The sequence below is a fragment of the Pseudomonas sp. AC016 genome (genome assembly GCF_979253365.1).
This window is the reverse complement of record NZ_CEEDCC010000001.1, coordinates 3,109,559-3,124,504: the sequence shown is the minus strand read 5'-3', so window position 1 is coordinate 3,124,504 and position 14,946 is coordinate 3,109,559. Positions and strand designations below refer to the sequence as shown.

Annotated in this window: 14 protein-coding genes and 1 pseudogene; 2 read left to right on the top strand and 13 right to left on the bottom strand. The window is 60.4% G+C overall.

All coding sequences use genetic code 11. The annotated features are described in order from the left end of the window. Positions 1-33 precede the first annotated feature (33 nt). Complete coding sequence (locus AC0IXS_RS14190; RefSeq protein ID WP_122690913.1) at positions 34-1,341, bottom strand: CitMHS family transporter; 1,308 nt, start codon at positions 1,339-1,341, stop codon at positions 34-36. 322 nt (positions 1,342-1,663) lie between these two features. Here AC0IXS_RS14190 and AC0IXS_RS14185 point away from each other — a divergent pair, with 322 nt between their 5' ends. Then, entirely contained in the window at positions 1,664-2,065 is a 402-nt protein-coding gene (locus AC0IXS_RS14185; RefSeq protein ID WP_057410171.1) for a GFA family protein, read from the top strand. A 594-nt stretch (positions 2,066-2,659) separates the two neighbouring features. Here AC0IXS_RS14185 and AC0IXS_RS14180 read toward each other — a convergent pair. From AC0IXS_RS14180 to AC0IXS_RS14150, 7 genes and pseudogenes are all read right to left on the bottom strand, one after another. Next, positions 2,660-4,057: an aminoacyl-tRNA deacylase and HDOD domain-containing protein gene (locus tag AC0IXS_RS14180; protein ID WP_057408103.1), complete on the bottom strand. Its 1,398-nt coding sequence runs from the start codon at positions 4,055-4,057 to the stop codon at positions 2,660-2,662. 86 nt (positions 4,058-4,143) lie between these two features. Continuing rightward, the gene (gene recG / locus AC0IXS_RS14175; RefSeq protein ID WP_043302930.1) at positions 4,144-6,219 is read right to left on the bottom strand and encodes an ATP-dependent DNA helicase RecG; all 2,076 of its coding nucleotides are present in this window, start codon (positions 6,217-6,219) and stop codon (positions 4,144-4,146) included. An 11-nt stretch (positions 6,220-6,230) separates the two neighbouring features. Beyond that, positions 6,231-7,154 (bottom strand): hydrogen peroxide-inducible genes activator, encoded by a 924-nt coding sequence (locus AC0IXS_RS14170; RefSeq protein WP_004887197.1) that lies wholly within the window; start codon positions 7,152-7,154, stop codon positions 6,231-6,233. A gap of 92 nt (positions 7,155-7,246) precedes the next feature. Beyond that, positions 7,247-7,999: an energy transducer TonB gene (locus tag AC0IXS_RS14165; RefSeq protein WP_025993178.1), complete on the bottom strand. Its 753-nt coding sequence runs from the start codon at positions 7,997-7,999 to the stop codon at positions 7,247-7,249. Beyond that, positions 7,996-8,421, bottom strand: a complete 426-nt coding sequence (gene exbD, locus AC0IXS_RS14160) for a TonB system transport protein ExbD (protein WP_057408104.1) — start codon at positions 8,419-8,421, stop codon at positions 7,996-7,998. Before exbD ends, AC0IXS_RS14165 begins: the two co-directional genes overlap by 4 nt. Before the next feature lie 3 nt (positions 8,422-8,424). Beyond that, positions 8,425-9,132 (bottom strand): tonB-system energizer ExbB, encoded by a 708-nt coding sequence (exbB, locus tag AC0IXS_RS14155; RefSeq protein ID WP_412778805.1) that lies wholly within the window; start codon positions 9,130-9,132, stop codon positions 8,425-8,427. A 140-nt stretch (positions 9,133-9,272) separates the two neighbouring features. Beyond that, positions 9,273-9,420: pseudogene (locus AC0IXS_RS14150) on the bottom strand (tonB-system energizer ExbB); the annotation flags it as partial. 207 nt (positions 9,421-9,627) lie between these two features. Between AC0IXS_RS14150 and AC0IXS_RS14145 the strand changes: the two are divergent. Continuing rightward, a complete protein-coding gene (locus AC0IXS_RS14145; protein ID WP_057408106.1) occupies positions 9,628-10,488 on the top strand; it encodes an SDR family oxidoreductase in 861 nt (286 codons plus the stop codon). 58 nt (positions 10,489-10,546) lie between these two features. Here AC0IXS_RS14145 and AC0IXS_RS14140 read toward each other — a convergent pair whose 3' ends face one another. From AC0IXS_RS14140 to gmk, 5 genes are all read right to left on the bottom strand, one after another. After that, on the bottom strand, positions 10,547-11,284 hold the full coding sequence (locus AC0IXS_RS14140) for a hypothetical protein (protein WP_004887185.1): 738 nt from the start codon (positions 11,282-11,284) through the stop codon (positions 10,547-10,549). Between the two features lie 53 nt (positions 11,285-11,337). Beyond that, complete coding sequence (locus tag AC0IXS_RS14135; protein WP_004887183.1) at positions 11,338-11,718, bottom strand: RidA family protein; 381 nt, start codon at positions 11,716-11,718, stop codon at positions 11,338-11,340. Between the two features lie 25 nt (positions 11,719-11,743). Continuing rightward, a complete protein-coding gene (gene spoT, locus AC0IXS_RS14130) occupies positions 11,744-13,849 on the bottom strand; it encodes a bifunctional GTP diphosphokinase/guanosine-3',5'-bis pyrophosphate 3'-pyrophosphohydrolase (protein ID WP_004887181.1) in 2,106 nt (701 codons plus the stop codon). A 60-nt stretch (positions 13,850-13,909) separates the two neighbouring features. Next, positions 13,910-14,173 carry a DNA-directed RNA polymerase subunit omega gene (gene rpoZ, locus AC0IXS_RS14125; protein WP_004887180.1) on the bottom strand — a complete coding sequence of 88 codons (264 nt, stop codon included), beginning with the start codon at positions 14,171-14,173 and terminating at the stop codon, positions 13,910-13,912. Between the two features lie 147 nt (positions 14,174-14,320). Then, on the bottom strand, positions 14,321-14,941 hold the full coding sequence (gmk, locus tag AC0IXS_RS14120) for a guanylate kinase (RefSeq protein ID WP_004887178.1): 621 nt from the start codon (positions 14,939-14,941) through the stop codon (positions 14,321-14,323). Between the last annotated feature and the right edge of the window lie 5 nt (positions 14,942-14,946).

The window sequence follows — 14,946 nt, the reverse complement described above, 5'->3', positions numbered from 1 at the left end:
CTCGGGTCAATGGCGGGCCTGTCACAGCTGAGGTTATAGACTGCTGTAGAGCGGGAAAATGCCCATGACCAGCGCTGCAACCAGAATGCACATGCATACCAGAATCGCCCACTTCAGGGTGAAACGCTGGTGATCGCCGAACTCGATCCCGGCCAGTGCCACCAGCAGGTAAGTCGAAGGCACCAGCGGGCTGAGCAGGTGAACCGGCTGGCCGACGATGGAGGCGCGAGCCATTTCCACCGGGCTGATGCCGTAATGGGCGGCGGCCTCGGACAGCACTGGCAGTACGCCGTAGTAGAACGCATCGTTGGACATGAAGAAGGTGAACGGCATGCTCACCAGCGCAGTGATGACCGCCAGGTAAGGGCCCAGTGCATCCGGGATTACAGCCAGCAGGCTCTTGGACATGGCGTCGACCATACCGGTGCCGGTCAGGATGCCGGTGAAGATACCCGCAGCGAAGATCAGGCCGACCACGGCCAGAACGCTACCTGCGTGAGCCGAAACGCGGTCCTTCTGATCCTGCAGGTTCGGGTAGTTGATGATCATGGCGATACTGAACGCAATCATGAACAGTACCGGCAGCGGCAGCAGACCCATGATCAGGGCGACCATCAATACCAGCGTCAGGCCACCGTTGAACCAGATCAGTTTCGGGCGACGGGCATCCGGGAACTGCGAAACACTGATTTCGCTGTGATCGACTTCGTCGCCTTTCAGGTGCAGTTCACCCAGGCGGGCGCGCTCACGTTTGCCGTAGAAGTAGGCAATCGCCAGGATCGCCACCACGCCAGCCAGCATCGCAGGGATCATCGGGACGAAAATGTCCGAGGCATCGACATGCAGGGCACTGGCCGCACGAGCGGTTGGGCCGCCCCACGGGGTCATGTTCATCACGCCACCGGCCAGAATGATCAGACCTGCCATGATTCGCGGGCTCATGCCGACGCGGCTGTACAGCGGCAGCATGGCGGCGACGCAGATCATGTAGGTGGTTGCGCCGTCACCGTCCAGCGAGACCACCAGGGCCAGCACGGCGGTGCCGACCGAGATGCGCATCGGGTCGCCTTTCACCATTTTCAGGATCTTGCGCACGGCCGGGTCGAACAGGCCGGAGTCGATCATCAGCGCGAAGTACAGAATGGCGAACATCAGCATCACGCCGGTCGGCGCCAGCTTGGTGATACCGGCCAGCATCATCGGGCCGATCTGCGACGCGAAGCCGCCGAACAGAGCGAAGATGATCGGAACCAGAATCAGGGCGATCAGCGCGGTCAGTCGCTTGCTCATGATCAGGTACATGAACGCAATGACCATGGCAAAGCCAAGGAAAGTCAGCATGGGAATACTCCAGACGTAATACGGCTACAGAACGATGGAAACGAACGAGTCAGCTCAGTAGGAGCGGTACGTGGAGAGGGGGCGCAAGGAGGGTACGGATCGGAAATTCAGCAAGCATTGCAATCACCATTATTGTTGTTAATTGGGCCTGGGAGCGCGTGGAGCGACACCTGGGCTGGCCGGTCTTTTTGCCGGAAGTGAGGCGATGCTAATTGCGCAAGCTTTCACCGACCTTTCAATCGGTGTTTGTGGTCACTTTATTCAGTGTTTGTGGTCACTTTAAGGCGACACGCTTATCGGTGCACAACAGGGAGATGCGGTCATGAGCCAGATTCACACCGGCGGCTGCCATTGCGGCAACCTGCGTTATCAGTTCGATGCGCCCCTGGAGGACATCGCCCATTGCCATTGTTCCATCTGCAGACGAACGTCCGGCGGGACGGTCATGACCTGGACCTCCGTGCCGCTGACTTCCTTCCAGTGGCTGGCGGGCAGCCCGGCGACCTACGATTCGGGTCCGACCTGCATCCGCTACTTCTGCGGCAACTGCGGAGCCCATGCGGCGCTGTTCACCCGCAACAGTCCGCAGCAGATCGACGTGGTCATCGCCACGCTCGACCACCCGGAGCTGGCAGCGCCATCGCGGCACATCTTCATCGAAAACCGATTGCCATGGCTGCACCTGGACGAGCACTTGCCGGGGAGCGAGGGGGAGCCGGATTGAAAAGGGTACGGAATTGATCGTTCCCACGCTGCGCTCATCGTTATACACAAGTCCGCAAGACGCGCAAAACGGGGGCTAAAACGAAAGTGACTGACGGAATGCATACCCCGTGGAAGGCGGCTTGCTGGCGAACGCGTCAGTTCAGTCACCGATAGATCGCTTGAGAAAACGCATCGCCGGCAAGCCGTCTCCCGCAGTCCGTGGTCGCAGCAAGACTCGGGTATAACGCTGAGCACAAGCATGGGCATGATCGGCGTGCTTAAGATCACGCTGATCGTTCCTACGCTCTACGTGGGAATGCCGCTCAGGACGCTCCGCGTCCGCTCTTTAATGCGGCGAAGATGCGCGCCCAACCGCCAGCGTTATCCACGTCATGCGCTCGGCTCACTGAATCCTCAGTCTGTGCCATTTGTGACGCGGAGCGTCACGGGAGGCATGCCCACGCGGAGCGATGGGCACGATCAGTGTCGAGGCGGACTTGTGTTTAACGATGAGCGCTCTGCGTGGTAACGCCTCTCAGGACGCTCCGCGTCCGCTTTCGAAGTGACGCAGAGCGCAAAGGATGCATGCCCACGCGATGGGCAGAGTGAGCGCTTACTGGCTGAACTGAGACGCCAGTTCGCGCAGCAGCACTTCGGCTTCCAGTACCTTCTTCACGGATTCGTTGGCCTTTTCGCGGGTCAGGCCAAGACGCTCGAACAGCTCGTCCGGAATCTCCTGCTGTGGCCCTGCGCCGACGCCGTTGGCACGCAACAGACGCACGGCCAGAAACACCAGATTGGCGTAGGCGTGATGTTCGCCTGCGTAATGCGGATCATGCTGAAAGCGCAGCGCAGTGGCGAGCTCGTCCGGCATGTCCCAGTAGCGCATCAGCCACGCACCGATCTGCTCACGGCTGATACCGAGCAGATGATGCTCGATATAGCTGTGGTGCAAATGCGGGTTCACTTCCAGCTGACGGCAGATCAGCGTGAAGTGCGGCGGGAACACGTGCGCGAGCAGCAGGTAGCCAAAGTTGTGCAGCAGACCGGCCAGATACGTCAGGCCGCCTTCAGGTCGCTTGGCGCGCGGGATGGCGCGGGTCAGGCCTTCGATGACGGCTGCGGTGTAGATCGACTGTTGCCAGTAAGGCGTGGTCTGTTGCGGCTGATCCTTGGGCAGGCTTAGGGTCTTGCCCAGCGCCAGGCCCAGTGCCAGGTTGATCACCAGATCGAAACCCAGCACGCGGACGATGGCGTCTTCCACCGAGCGAATCTTGCCGGTCGACGCGTAGTAAGGCGATGCAGCCCAACTGACGACCTGTGCAGCCAGCGCAGGATCGGTTTCAACCACGCCGGTGATGTCGTCGATGGTCGCATCGGGATCGACCCGCAGCTTGATGATCTTTTGCGCAGTCCCGGCCAGCGGCGGAATTTCCAGTGTCGCTTCCAGGCGTTGCTGGATACGACGCGCCGTGAAATTACTCATGGCTTTGGTAATTTCTGCCGGGTCATCGTCAGGGCGATCGAGGTTGGGATGAATAGCGCTGACAGGCTGCCCGAAAACGGCGGCGCTGGCTTTGCTTAGCATCCCTTTGAAGTCTTCGCTGCTGATTTCCAGTAACACGCCGGGTTCGCCCGAACCTACCAACAGCGAGGGTTCCTGCAGCAGGCGCTCATCGTAAAGGCAGGGTGAGCTCGTCAGCGCGGGCAGGCCCGGCAGTACATGCAGGCTGTGCTTGGCCAGCATGCGCAGCAGCCGCTCGTGGGGAACAGCGGTCAATTGCCGACCCGTCAGCTCGGTAATCCGGCTGAGGTCCAACAGCTGACTTTGCGGAAACAGGATAAGAAGAGCGCCTACGGCGTCTTCGACCAGGACGGCTTGAACCTTCCGCGCCGGTTGCAGGTTTTTGTCATCGACGACTTCGTTGTAGCTGATCGCCAATTTTTCAAGCAACTGCCGGATAACCGACGGGGCGTGATGCGAATCATCGACGTGAGCAACTTCTGTCATGGTCTTTGTCCAAATTCCTACAGTGGTCGAAGTATAACCACCTTATTCAAGTTGGGTCGCATGCGGTTTCCAAAGCGTAGCCTGTATCACACCTGGCCATACTGCTGGCCATGACGAAGCCAGCGTTCTAGCAATGGACTGACATGTTGCGGCCAACGCTCAAGCAGGGCTTGGGCTGCGTCGCGAACGGCGGGCAATAGATCGGCGTCACGCATCAGGTCGGCGACCTTGAATTGCAGCAGGCCCGTTTGTCGGGTTCCGAGCATTTCGCCTGGGCCGCGCAGCTCCAGATCCTTTTCGGCGATGACGAAACCGTCGTTGGTCTCGCGCATGATTCCCAGTCGCTGTCGCCCGATTTGCGACAGCGGCGGATGGTAAAGCAGCACGCAGTGACTGACAGCGCTGCCACGACCGACTCGACCGCGTAGCTGGTGGAGCTGGGCAAGGCCCAGTCGCTCGGGGTTCTCGATAATCATCAGGCTGGAATTGGGCACGTCGACGCCGACTTCGATCACCGTGGTCGCCACCAGCAGTTGCAGAGCGCCCTGTTTGAACTCGGCCATGATCGCGGCTTTCTCGGCAGGCTTCATGCGCCCGTGGATCAGCCCGACGCGCAACTCGCCCAGCGCGCTGCTCAATTCTTCGAACGACGTTTCGGCCGCCTTGCAGGTCAGTTCTTCGGATTCTTCAATCAGCGTGCACACCCAATACGCCTGCCGACCCTCCGCACAGGCGGAGCGCACCCGTTCGATCACTTCCATTCGGCGACTGTCGGCGACCAGCACGGTGTTGACCGGCGTACGACCCGGCGGCAGCTCGTCGAGAATCGACGTGTCCAGGTCCGCGTAGGCACTCATGGCCAGCGTGCGGGGAATCGGTGTTGCCGTCATGATCAGCTGGTGCGGGCACATCAGGCCGCCCACGCCTTTCTTGCGCAGCGCCAGACGCTGCTGAACGCCGAAGCGGTGTTGTTCGTCGATGATGACCAGTGCCAGATTCTTGAACTGCACTTCGTCCTGAAACAGCGCGTGTGTGCCGACCACCATCTGTGTTCCGCTAGCGATCTGTTCAAGCGAGGTCACGCGGGCTTTGCCCTTGAGCTTGCCGGCCAGCCACGCCACACCGATGCCCAGCGGCTCGAGCCAGCGCTGAAAGTTGATGTAGTGCTGCTCGGCGAGAATCTCGGTCGGTGCCATCAAGGCCACCTGATAACCTGCCTCCAGCGCCTGCAAGGCCGCGAGCGCGGCTACCACGGTCTTGCCCGAGCCGACGTCGCCCTGAATCAGGCGCAGCATGGGTTCGGGCTGACTAAGGTCGTAGGCCACTTCCTTGCCGACCCGCTGCTGCGCGCCGGTGGGCGGAAAGCCGAGGTTGGCAAGAAACTGCTTTGGCAGCTTTTTCGCCAGCGGCAGCGCAGGTGCACGTTGCGAGCGCAGGCTTTCGCGCAGCCGCTGTTGGGAGAGCTGGTGAGTCAGCAGTTCCTCGAACGCCAGACGATGCTGGGCCCAGTGATGACCCAGAGCCAGCTCTTCGACATCGGCGTCGGCCGGTGGGTGATGCAGGTAGCGAATCGCATCGTCCAGCGGAGCCAATTGATAATCGCGGGCCAGCTCATCCGGTAGCCAGTCCGGCAGACTTTTGGGGCCGAGCATCGCCAGGCTTTGCTGGCAGAGTTGGCGCAGGCGCTGTTGCGTCAGGCCTTCGGTCGAGGGGTAGATCGGCGTCAGGGTCTGTTCGACAGGCGCAGGCTCGTCGCCCGTGATCGCACGGTATTCGGGGTGATAGATTTCAAGGCCGGAGGCACCAGGGCGTGCTTCGCCGAAGCAGCGCAGGTGAGTGCCGCGCTTCATGCCTTCTTTCTGAGCATTGCTGAAGTGATAGAAGCGCAGGCTGACGACACCCGTGCCATCGCCCAGCCGTACCAGCAGGCTGCGACGTTTGCCCATCACTACATCGGCGCCGCTTACGACGCCTTCGATCACCGCGTCCTGGCCTGGCCGCAACGCGCCAATAGGCACGACGCGAGTCCGATCCTGATAACGCAACGGCAGATGAAACAGCACATCCTGCAGGTTTTCCAGACCGACCTTTGCCAGCTTTTCAGCCATGGCCTCGCCGACACCCTTGAGCGCGGTGACCGAGACTTTGGAAAGCTCGCTCATTTTCTTCCTGCCTAGCTCGCTTCTGTCTTGGGACGTGCCACTGAACACAGGCGCACGGAGTCAGCGAGAATCTCGATAGCCTTGGGCCTTGGGAAACTTGCACGCCAGGCGATGGCAACCGTGCGGAACGGTACGGGCGGCGTCAGCGGACGTACTTCGATCACGCCGGGCGCGTAGTGGTGACTGTCGACTGCCGACAACGGCAGAATCGAAATCCCCAGTCCTGACGCGACCATGTGGCGAATGGTTTCCAGCGAGCTGGATTCCACGGTGGTGTGCCTGGCACCCTCGCTGCCTTTGGTCAGTGTAGGACAGGCTTCCAGCACCTGATCGCGGAAACAGTGGCCTTCGCCCAGCAACAGCAGGCTCTTGTCATTCAGGGCCGAGGCGTCGATGGTCTCTTTTTGAGTCCACGGGTGGTCGGCAGGCATCAGGACAGAAAACGGCTCGTCATACAGAGGCAGGGTCAGCACGTCGGCTTCGTTGAACGGCAGCGCGATGATGACGGCATCCAGCTCACCGTTGCGCAGCTTGTCGCGCAGCACGTGAGTGAAGTTTTCCTCGATGTACAACGGCATCTGCGGGGCAACGCGATGCAGTTGTGGAATCAGATGGGGAAACAGGTAAGGGCCGACGGTGTAGATGGCGCCGACTTTCAGCGGTGCCGTCAGCTGGTTCTTGCCAGCCTGTGCCAGCTCGCGGATACCCTGGGCCTGTTCAAGTACCTTTTGCGCCTGGGCGACGATGCCTTCGCCCACTGGCGTCAGGCGCACGGCGCTCTTGCTGCGCTCGAAAATCAGCACACCGAGTTCGTCTTCGAGCTTTTTGACACCCACCGACAGCGTAGGCTGGCTGACATGACAGCGCTCGGCGGCGTGGCCGAAGTGCTGTTCCTGGGCAAGCGTAACGATGTAGCGCAATTCTGTAAGAGTCATAACGTGCGTCCATGAAGTTGCGGCCCCAGCATAGCGGGTGCAATCGATAGACGCACGTTATCAGAAGCACTCTTGAGTAACAAAAGTGCGATTCAGCGTTTATCCAGCGAATAAACGAACGGTGCGAGGATTTCGATGGTGCCGTTGTTGAGGATTTCTGCTGGCGGCTTGGGCAACGGCTGAGCGCGACGGATCATTTCCATCGTGGCTCTGTCCAGCGCCGGACTGCCTGAACTGCTGGCAATCTCGTAGGACGAGACATTGCCCTGCGCATCCACCACGAAGCGCAGACGGGCCACCCCTTGCATGCCTCGACGGCGGGCGTCTTCAGGGTATTTCTTGTATCGGCTCAAGTGGCGCAACAACTCACCCTGCCAGCTCGGCAACGCGTTACTGGGCGGTGAGGGCGGTGCAGGCGGCGTCGGTGCAGCCGATTTCTCGGGTTTGGCCGTCGTGGGAGGTGTATCCACCGGCTTTTCTTCCGCCGGTTTTTCCACGGGCTTCGGTGGCTCAGGCTTCTTCTGCGGCTTTGGCGGCTGCGGTTTGGGCTTGGGCTTCTCGACCTTTTTCGGGACCACGATTTCCGGCTTCGGGGCCTCCACGACCTCAGGCACCTGCACCTGCTCTTCCGGTGCGGGCGGTTGAGGCGGCTGAACGACCTGAGGCGGCGGTGGTGGCGCGGGCTCCGGCAACGGCGCGAGTTCAACCATCATGGCGGCCGGAGGCAGTTCGATGGCCTGAGTGTCTGGCCAGCGAAGGGCGATGATGATCGCGACAGCGTGCACGGCCAGCACCAACAACAGACTACCGCTATAGCGCGTCAGTTTTTGGCGCGTAGTGATCATTTCTTACCAACCGTCTCAAGGCCTACCAGACCGACTTTCAGGTAACCCGCACCCCGAAGCGAGTTCATGACGTCCATCAGATCGCCGTAATCCACGCCCTTATCGGCCTGGAAGAAGATCGTGGTGTCTTTTTTGCCCTTGGTGCGCGCGTCCAGCACCTGGCCGATCTGTTCGCGGGAGACCTTCTCTTCGCCCAGGTACAGGCTCTTGTCGGTCTTGACGCTGAGGAAGATCGGCTTTTCGGGCCGGGGTTGCGGCGTCGCGGTGGACGCAGGCAGATCAACCTTGATGTCCACCGTGGCCAGTGGCGCTGCGACCATAAAGATGATCAGCAGCACCAGCATGACGTCGATGAACGGCGTGACGTTGATTTCGTGGTTTTCGGCGAGATCGTCGTCGCCTTCCTTCAGATGCATGCCCAAGGTTCAGCCCACCTTGACCATGTGTGGCGATTGACTGCGTTCGGCAGCTGGCTGGTGGTCCATATCGCGGCTGACCAGCAGCAGTACCTGCGCCGAGGCATCGGCAACCTGTGCCTTGTAACCGGCAATGGAACGGGCGAAGACGTTGTAGATGACCACCGCAGGAATCGCGGCAACCAGGCCCAGCGCGGTTGCCAGCAAGGCTTCGGCAATACCTGGAGCAACGACCGCGAGGTTGGTGGTCTGGGTCTTGGCGATGCCGATGAAGCTGTTCATGATGCCCCATACAGTACCGAACAGGCCCACGAATGGCGCGGTGGAGCCGATGGTTGCCAGCACGCCGGTGCCGGAGCTCATGTTGCGACCGCAGGCTGCAACCAGACGCTCGAGGCGGAAGCTGACGCGTTCCTTGATGCCTTCGCGCTCGCGGCTGTTGGTCGACAGGCGCATTTCTTCCATCGCGTCGTGAACCAGCAGGTTGGCCAGCGTGCCTTCCTTCGCAGCGGTTTCACCGGCTTCGGACAGGGTGCGGGCCTTCTTCAGGTTGGCGATTTCAGTACGCAGGCGGCGCTTGGCGCCCAGCAGTTCGAAACCCTTGGCGATCCAGATGGTCCAGGTGATGATCGAGGCAATGGCCAGGCCGATCATGACGGCTTTTACGACCACGTCCGCGTTTTGGTACATGCCCCACGGTGACAGGTCATGGGACATGCCCAGGCTGTTGGCTTCGGTAGCCGCTTGCTCCGAACCTGAGGATTGAGCGCGCAGGTTCTCTAATTCGGTACGAATCTCCGGTGGAAGCTGGGAAATTTTTTCCTGGAACTGCTGGTCAGTGAGCGTAGTCATCGACTGCGCGTCAGGCGGCGTCGCAGGGGCCGATTGATCGGCCAGCACGACGGGCGCGAACATCAGGCTCAGGATGAGAGCCGCAATACCGCGCCATGCGCGAGGCAGGCTGAATAGCTTGGTTGGCGAAGCGATTGATTGGATACGTGTCATGCTGGCCTGACCTGGGAGAATAGAAAGTGATCGTTCCAGTCGCCGTGCGTTGCGTTCGGCGTTCCAGGGGAACAAATGGGTCGCCATTATTGCAAATCGTTCTTGTTAACAAAAGTAATACTGTATCTTTTTTACATATTGGCCCGAATGTATGACGTTTTCTGATGACTTACACGGTGTCTGATCACCGTCCTGTGGAGATATGCAATGTCAGTCCCATCCGTTTTGATCGCTGGTTGTGGCGATATCGGCTCCCGACTGGCCACGCGCCTGCTGGCTCATGACTGGTCTGTCCATGGGCTGCGGCGCACGGTTTCCGAGCTGCCCGAGGGTGTCTTGCCAATCCAGGGGGATCTGTTCGCGACCGCGAGACCCGCTGACTGGCCGGCTGGCCAGATCGACTATGTGGTGTATTGCGCCACGCCCTCGCAACGCGACGAAGCCGGTTATCGAGACGCCTATGTCAACGGGCTGCGCCATGTGCTTGGCTGGCTCAAGGAGCAGGGTCAACGGCCCAAGCGTCTGTTTTTCGTGTCCAGCAGCGGTGTTTACGGCCAGCAAGAGGGTGAATGGGTCGATGAGACGTCCGTCACCGAGCCCGTCGGCTTTACCGGCACGGTCATGCTTGAGGCTGAACATCTGGCGCTGAATAGCGGCCTTCCCGCCACTGCCGTGAGATTGACCGGAATCTACGGGCCGGGCCGTGCAGATTTGTCCAACCGGGTGCGCCAGGGCCACAGCGTCAGGATCGATCCGCCGGTCTACGCCAATCGCATTCACGCCGACGACGCAGCGGGTCTGCTGGCGCATCTGCTTGAGGCCGATGATCGGGGCATTGCACTGGAGAGCTGCTATCTGGGCGTGGACGACGACCCGGCTGCATTGGCTGACGTGGTGTCGTGGATTCGTGAGTACCTGGGCGTTACCGAATGGTCTGACGACGTCAGCGTGCAGCGGGTCGGCAGCAAACGCTGCAGCAATGCGCGCGCCCGTGCGCTGGGCTGGGTACCGGTGTATCCGGATTACCGAGCGGGATATGCGGCTTTGCTGGGCGCCGACAAGGCCTGAATGAGCCGAAATAAAAAAGCGCCTCTTGAAGGCGCTTTTTTATGGGTGACGCTATGGCTTACTGCTGCTCAAGCAACCAGCGGCGAGTGCCCGGACGCAGTTCGGGCATCTGATCGGCCCCTGCGTTGTTCACCGCCTGGAAAATTTCCAGTTGCTTGCCCTTGCGAGCGAAAATCCAGGGATTACCCTGCTCGGCCTTTTCCAGCCACATGCTGTCGTACTCACCGCTCATGGCGGCACAGTCGCCAGCCAGGCACAGCGCGAAGCGATCGTTTTCTGGAAGACCCTGAACGCTGCCGTCCGGCATGAACTGCACGGTGCTGCCTTGGCCGTCGCCTTCGACGATGGTCCATTTGCCGCCCATGTAGGCCGCATACAGCGCTTTTTCAAAGGTGCTGCCCGGCTGTGCGCCTTCGGGTACGGTGTTCTTCGGTTTTTCGAAGTGCTGTTCAGGGCCGGATTCGCTGGCTGCCTGAACCAGTTCGTCACCCTTTACGCTGAGGTCTTCGAAGAAGTTGCCGTAGAAGTCGATGTGCAGCTTGCCTTCAGCAGCACTGACAATTTTGCCTTCGCCCAGCTCGAAGCCATTGGAGTACACCGCCTGATTGGCCTTGGAGTTGATCTGCCACTCCAGATTCGGACCGTTGGCGAGCAGCGCCTGACGCAGGTTGCCCTGCTTGACTGCGGCATCAATGGCAGTCTGGTTGATCCAGGTGCCATCCGGGTTGCGGTCGGCGAAGCTGGAGCAGCCGCCAAGAACGACGGCCAGCAGTGAAATGGCGAGCGCGGAACGCATAACAGATTCCTTCCTTCAGGGAGAGCGGAGCGCAGCAACGCTCCGCTGGGGATTTATTCGATGACGAGAATCGCGTCCATTTCGACCTGCGCACCACGCGGCAGTGCGGCAACGCCGATGGCTGCGCGCGCCGGGTAAGGCTGTGCGAAATAGGTGCCCATGATCTCGTTGACCTTGGCGAAATGGCCCAGGTCGGTCAGGAAGATGTTCAGCTTGACGATGTCCTTGAACGAGCCGCCAGCCGCTTCAGCGACGGACTTCAGGTTCTCGAAGACCTGAGTGATCTGGGCTTCGATGCCGTCGACCAGCTCCATGGTTTTCGGGTCCAGAGGGATCTGGCCGGACATGTAGACGGTATTGCCAGCCTTGATTGCCTGCGAGTAAGGGCCGATGGCCGCCGGGGCTTTTTCGCTGGTGATGACAGTCTTGGTCATGAAGAACTCCTGAGAAAGGGATTGCCTACGAGCGCATCCGGGTGATGCGTGTGACCCCGGTCAGTGCACGTAGTTTCTTGATCACGCGGGCCAGATGCACACGGTCGTGCACGCTGACGACGAGCTGGACCACACTGATGCGGCCATCGCGCTCGTCCATGCTGATTTTTTCGATGTTGCCGTCGGCGGCGTTGACGCTGCTGGCCAGCAAGGCGATCAGGCCACGCTGGTGTTCCAGTTCGACACGCAGCTCGACATTGAATTCGCCGGTCACATCCTTGGCCCAGGACAGCTGGATGCATTTTTCCGGGTTGTGGCGGATTTCGCTGATGTTCCGGCAGTTGTCCAGGTGCACGACCATGCCCTTGCCCGCAGACAGATGGCCCACAATCGGGTCGCCCGGTATCGGCGTGCAGCACTTGGCGTAGCTGAGCACCAGGCCTTCGGTCCCGCGAATCGCCAGCGGACCTTCCGGGCTCGGCAATTGATCGCCCTCGCCCAGCAGGCGGCGGGCAACGACGTAGGCCATGCGATTGCCCAGGCCGATGTCTTCGAGCAGGTCTTCCAGCACTTCGACGCGGTATTCGTTCAAGGCCAGTTGCACGCGCTCGGCAGGAATCTTGTCCAGGCTGCTTTCGAAGCCATTGAGAACCTTGTTCAGCAGGCGTTCGCCCAGGCTGATGGATTCGGAGCGGCGTTGCAGCTTCAGGGCGTGGCGAATGTGCGTGCGCGCCTTGCCGGTGACAACGAAGTTCAGCCAGGCCGGGTTGGGGCGTGCGCCGGGCGCGCTGACGATCTCGACGGTCGAACCGCTCTGCAGCGGTTCCGAGAGCGGCGCCAGTCGGCGATTGATCCGGCAGGCGATGCAGCTGTTGCCGACGTCGGTGTGAACGGCATAAGCGAAGTCCACGGCCGTGGAGCCCTTGGGCAGCTCCATGATCCGGCCCTTGGGCGTGAAGACGTAGACCTCGTCCGGGAACAGGTCGATCTTGACGCTCTCGATGAATTCCAGCGAGTTGCCGGCACGCTGCTGCATTTCCAGCACGCCCTTGACCCACTGACGGGCACGGGCATGCGTACCCTTGGGCTGTTCATCGTCGCTGGATTTGTACAACCAGTGCGCCGCGATCCCGTTGTTGGCCATCTCTTCCATTTCGCGGGTGCGGATCTGGATTTCGATGGGCACACCGTGCATGCCGAACAAGGTGGTGTGCAGCGACTGGTAGCCGTTGGCCTTGGGAATTGCGATGTAATCCTTGAAGCGGCCGGGCAACGGTTTGTACAGATTATGCACAGCGCCCAGCACGCGATAGCAGGTGTCGACCTTGTCGACGATAATGCGGAACGCGTAAACGTCCATGATCTCGTTGAAAGCCCGACGCTTGCCGCGCATCTTCTTGTAGATGCCGTACAGGTGCTTCTGTCGCCCGCTGACATCGCCCTCTATGCCGTCGACGGCAAGGCAGTGGCTCAGGGACTCTTCAATCTTGTTGACCAGTTCCTTGCGATTGCCTCGGGCGCGTTTGACCGCCTGATTGATCCGCGAGGAACGCATCGGGTACATGGCCTTGAAGCCCAGGTCCTCGAATTCGATACGCACGCTGTGCATGCCCAGGCGGTTGGCGATGGGTGCGTAGATTTCGAGGGTTTCTTTCGCGATACGGCGGCGCTTTTCACCGGAAAGGACTTCCAGGGTACGCATGTTGTGCAGGCGGTCGGCGAGCTTGACCAGGATCACGCGGATGTCGCGGGCCATGGCCATGGCCATTTTCTGGAAGTTCTCGGCCTGAGCCTCGGCCTTGGTCTCGAAGTTCATCTGAGTCAGCTTGCTGACCCCGTCGACCAGTTCGGCCACGGTTTCGCCAAACTGTGCGCTGAGCGCTTCCTTGGCAATCCCGGTGTCTTCGATCACGTCATGCAGCATCGCCGCCATCAGGCTCTGATGGTCCATGTGCATGTCGGCAAGAATGTTCGCCACCGCAAGAGGATGCGTGACGTAGGCTTCGCCGCTTCGACGGCGCTGACCGTCGTGGGCTTGTTCGGCGTAGAAATACGCTCGGCGAACCAGATTGACCTGGTCCTTGCCGAGGTAGGCCGACAGTCTGTCGGCGAGGGCGTCTATGCTCGGCAAGGCGCTACCCCCTGCCGATGGCTTTTACCCTGCGCCGTACTACGTCGACCCGGCATAGGCTTAGACGGCCTCGTTGGACTCGTCCTCGAACGCTGCGAACAATGGTTCATCTTCAACGATTTCGGCTTCTGCAATAACGGCATAATCCATCAGGCCGGCCGCGATTTCACGCAGGGCCACAACGGTAGGCTTGTCGTTTTCCCACGCCAGCTTTGGCTCTTTGCCGCCGGTGGCGAGTTGACGCGAACGCTTGGTAGCGAGCATGACCAGCTCGAAGCGGTTATCGACGTGTTCTAGGCAGTCTTCAACGGTCACGCGGGCCATGGGTATTCCTCGTAGCAAATGCGTATGCGCGGTGCCCGGATGGGCGAGCGGACTCGGTAGTTTACAAGCGGACTGCTGCAAGCAGCAAGCGGCATGCCACAAACGGTCTTTGTATGACCTGCAGTCTGCCGCGTTGAAACGTCCCGATCAAGCCAGCAATTGCTGAAAAAGCTCGCTGTATTGCTCTTGCTGATGCTGCTGGGTCAGGCGATTGGCGCGGAAGATGGACTTCAGGTCTTCCAGTGCACCGGCGAAATCATCGTTGACCACGATGTATTCGTACTCGATGTAGTGGCTCATCTCGCTGACGGCTTCACGCATCCGGTTTTCGATGATCTCGTCGCTGTCCTGGCCGCGGTTGGTCAGGCGCTGACGCAGGGCCTGCTGGCTTGGCGGCAGAATGAAGATCGAGCGGGCGTGAGGCATCTGTGCGCGAACCTGCTGGGCACCCTGCCAGTCGATTTCCAGAATCAGGTCGTGGCCTTCATCCAGCGTCTGTTGCAGGTGGCTTTGCGAAGTGCCGTACTGGTTGCCGAAGACTTCGGCCTGTTCCAGGAAGTCGCCGTGTTCGATCATGCGTGCGAATTCCGCGCGGTCGACGAAGTGGTAATTCACCCCGTCCTGCTCGCCCGGACGCATGGCGCGGGTGGTGTGCGACACCGAGACGCGGATCTGCGGCTGAGCCTGGATCAGGGCATTGACCAGACTGGTCTTGCCTGCGCCGGAGGGCGCGGAAATGATGTACAGGGTGCCGGATTTGTGGGTCATGTCAG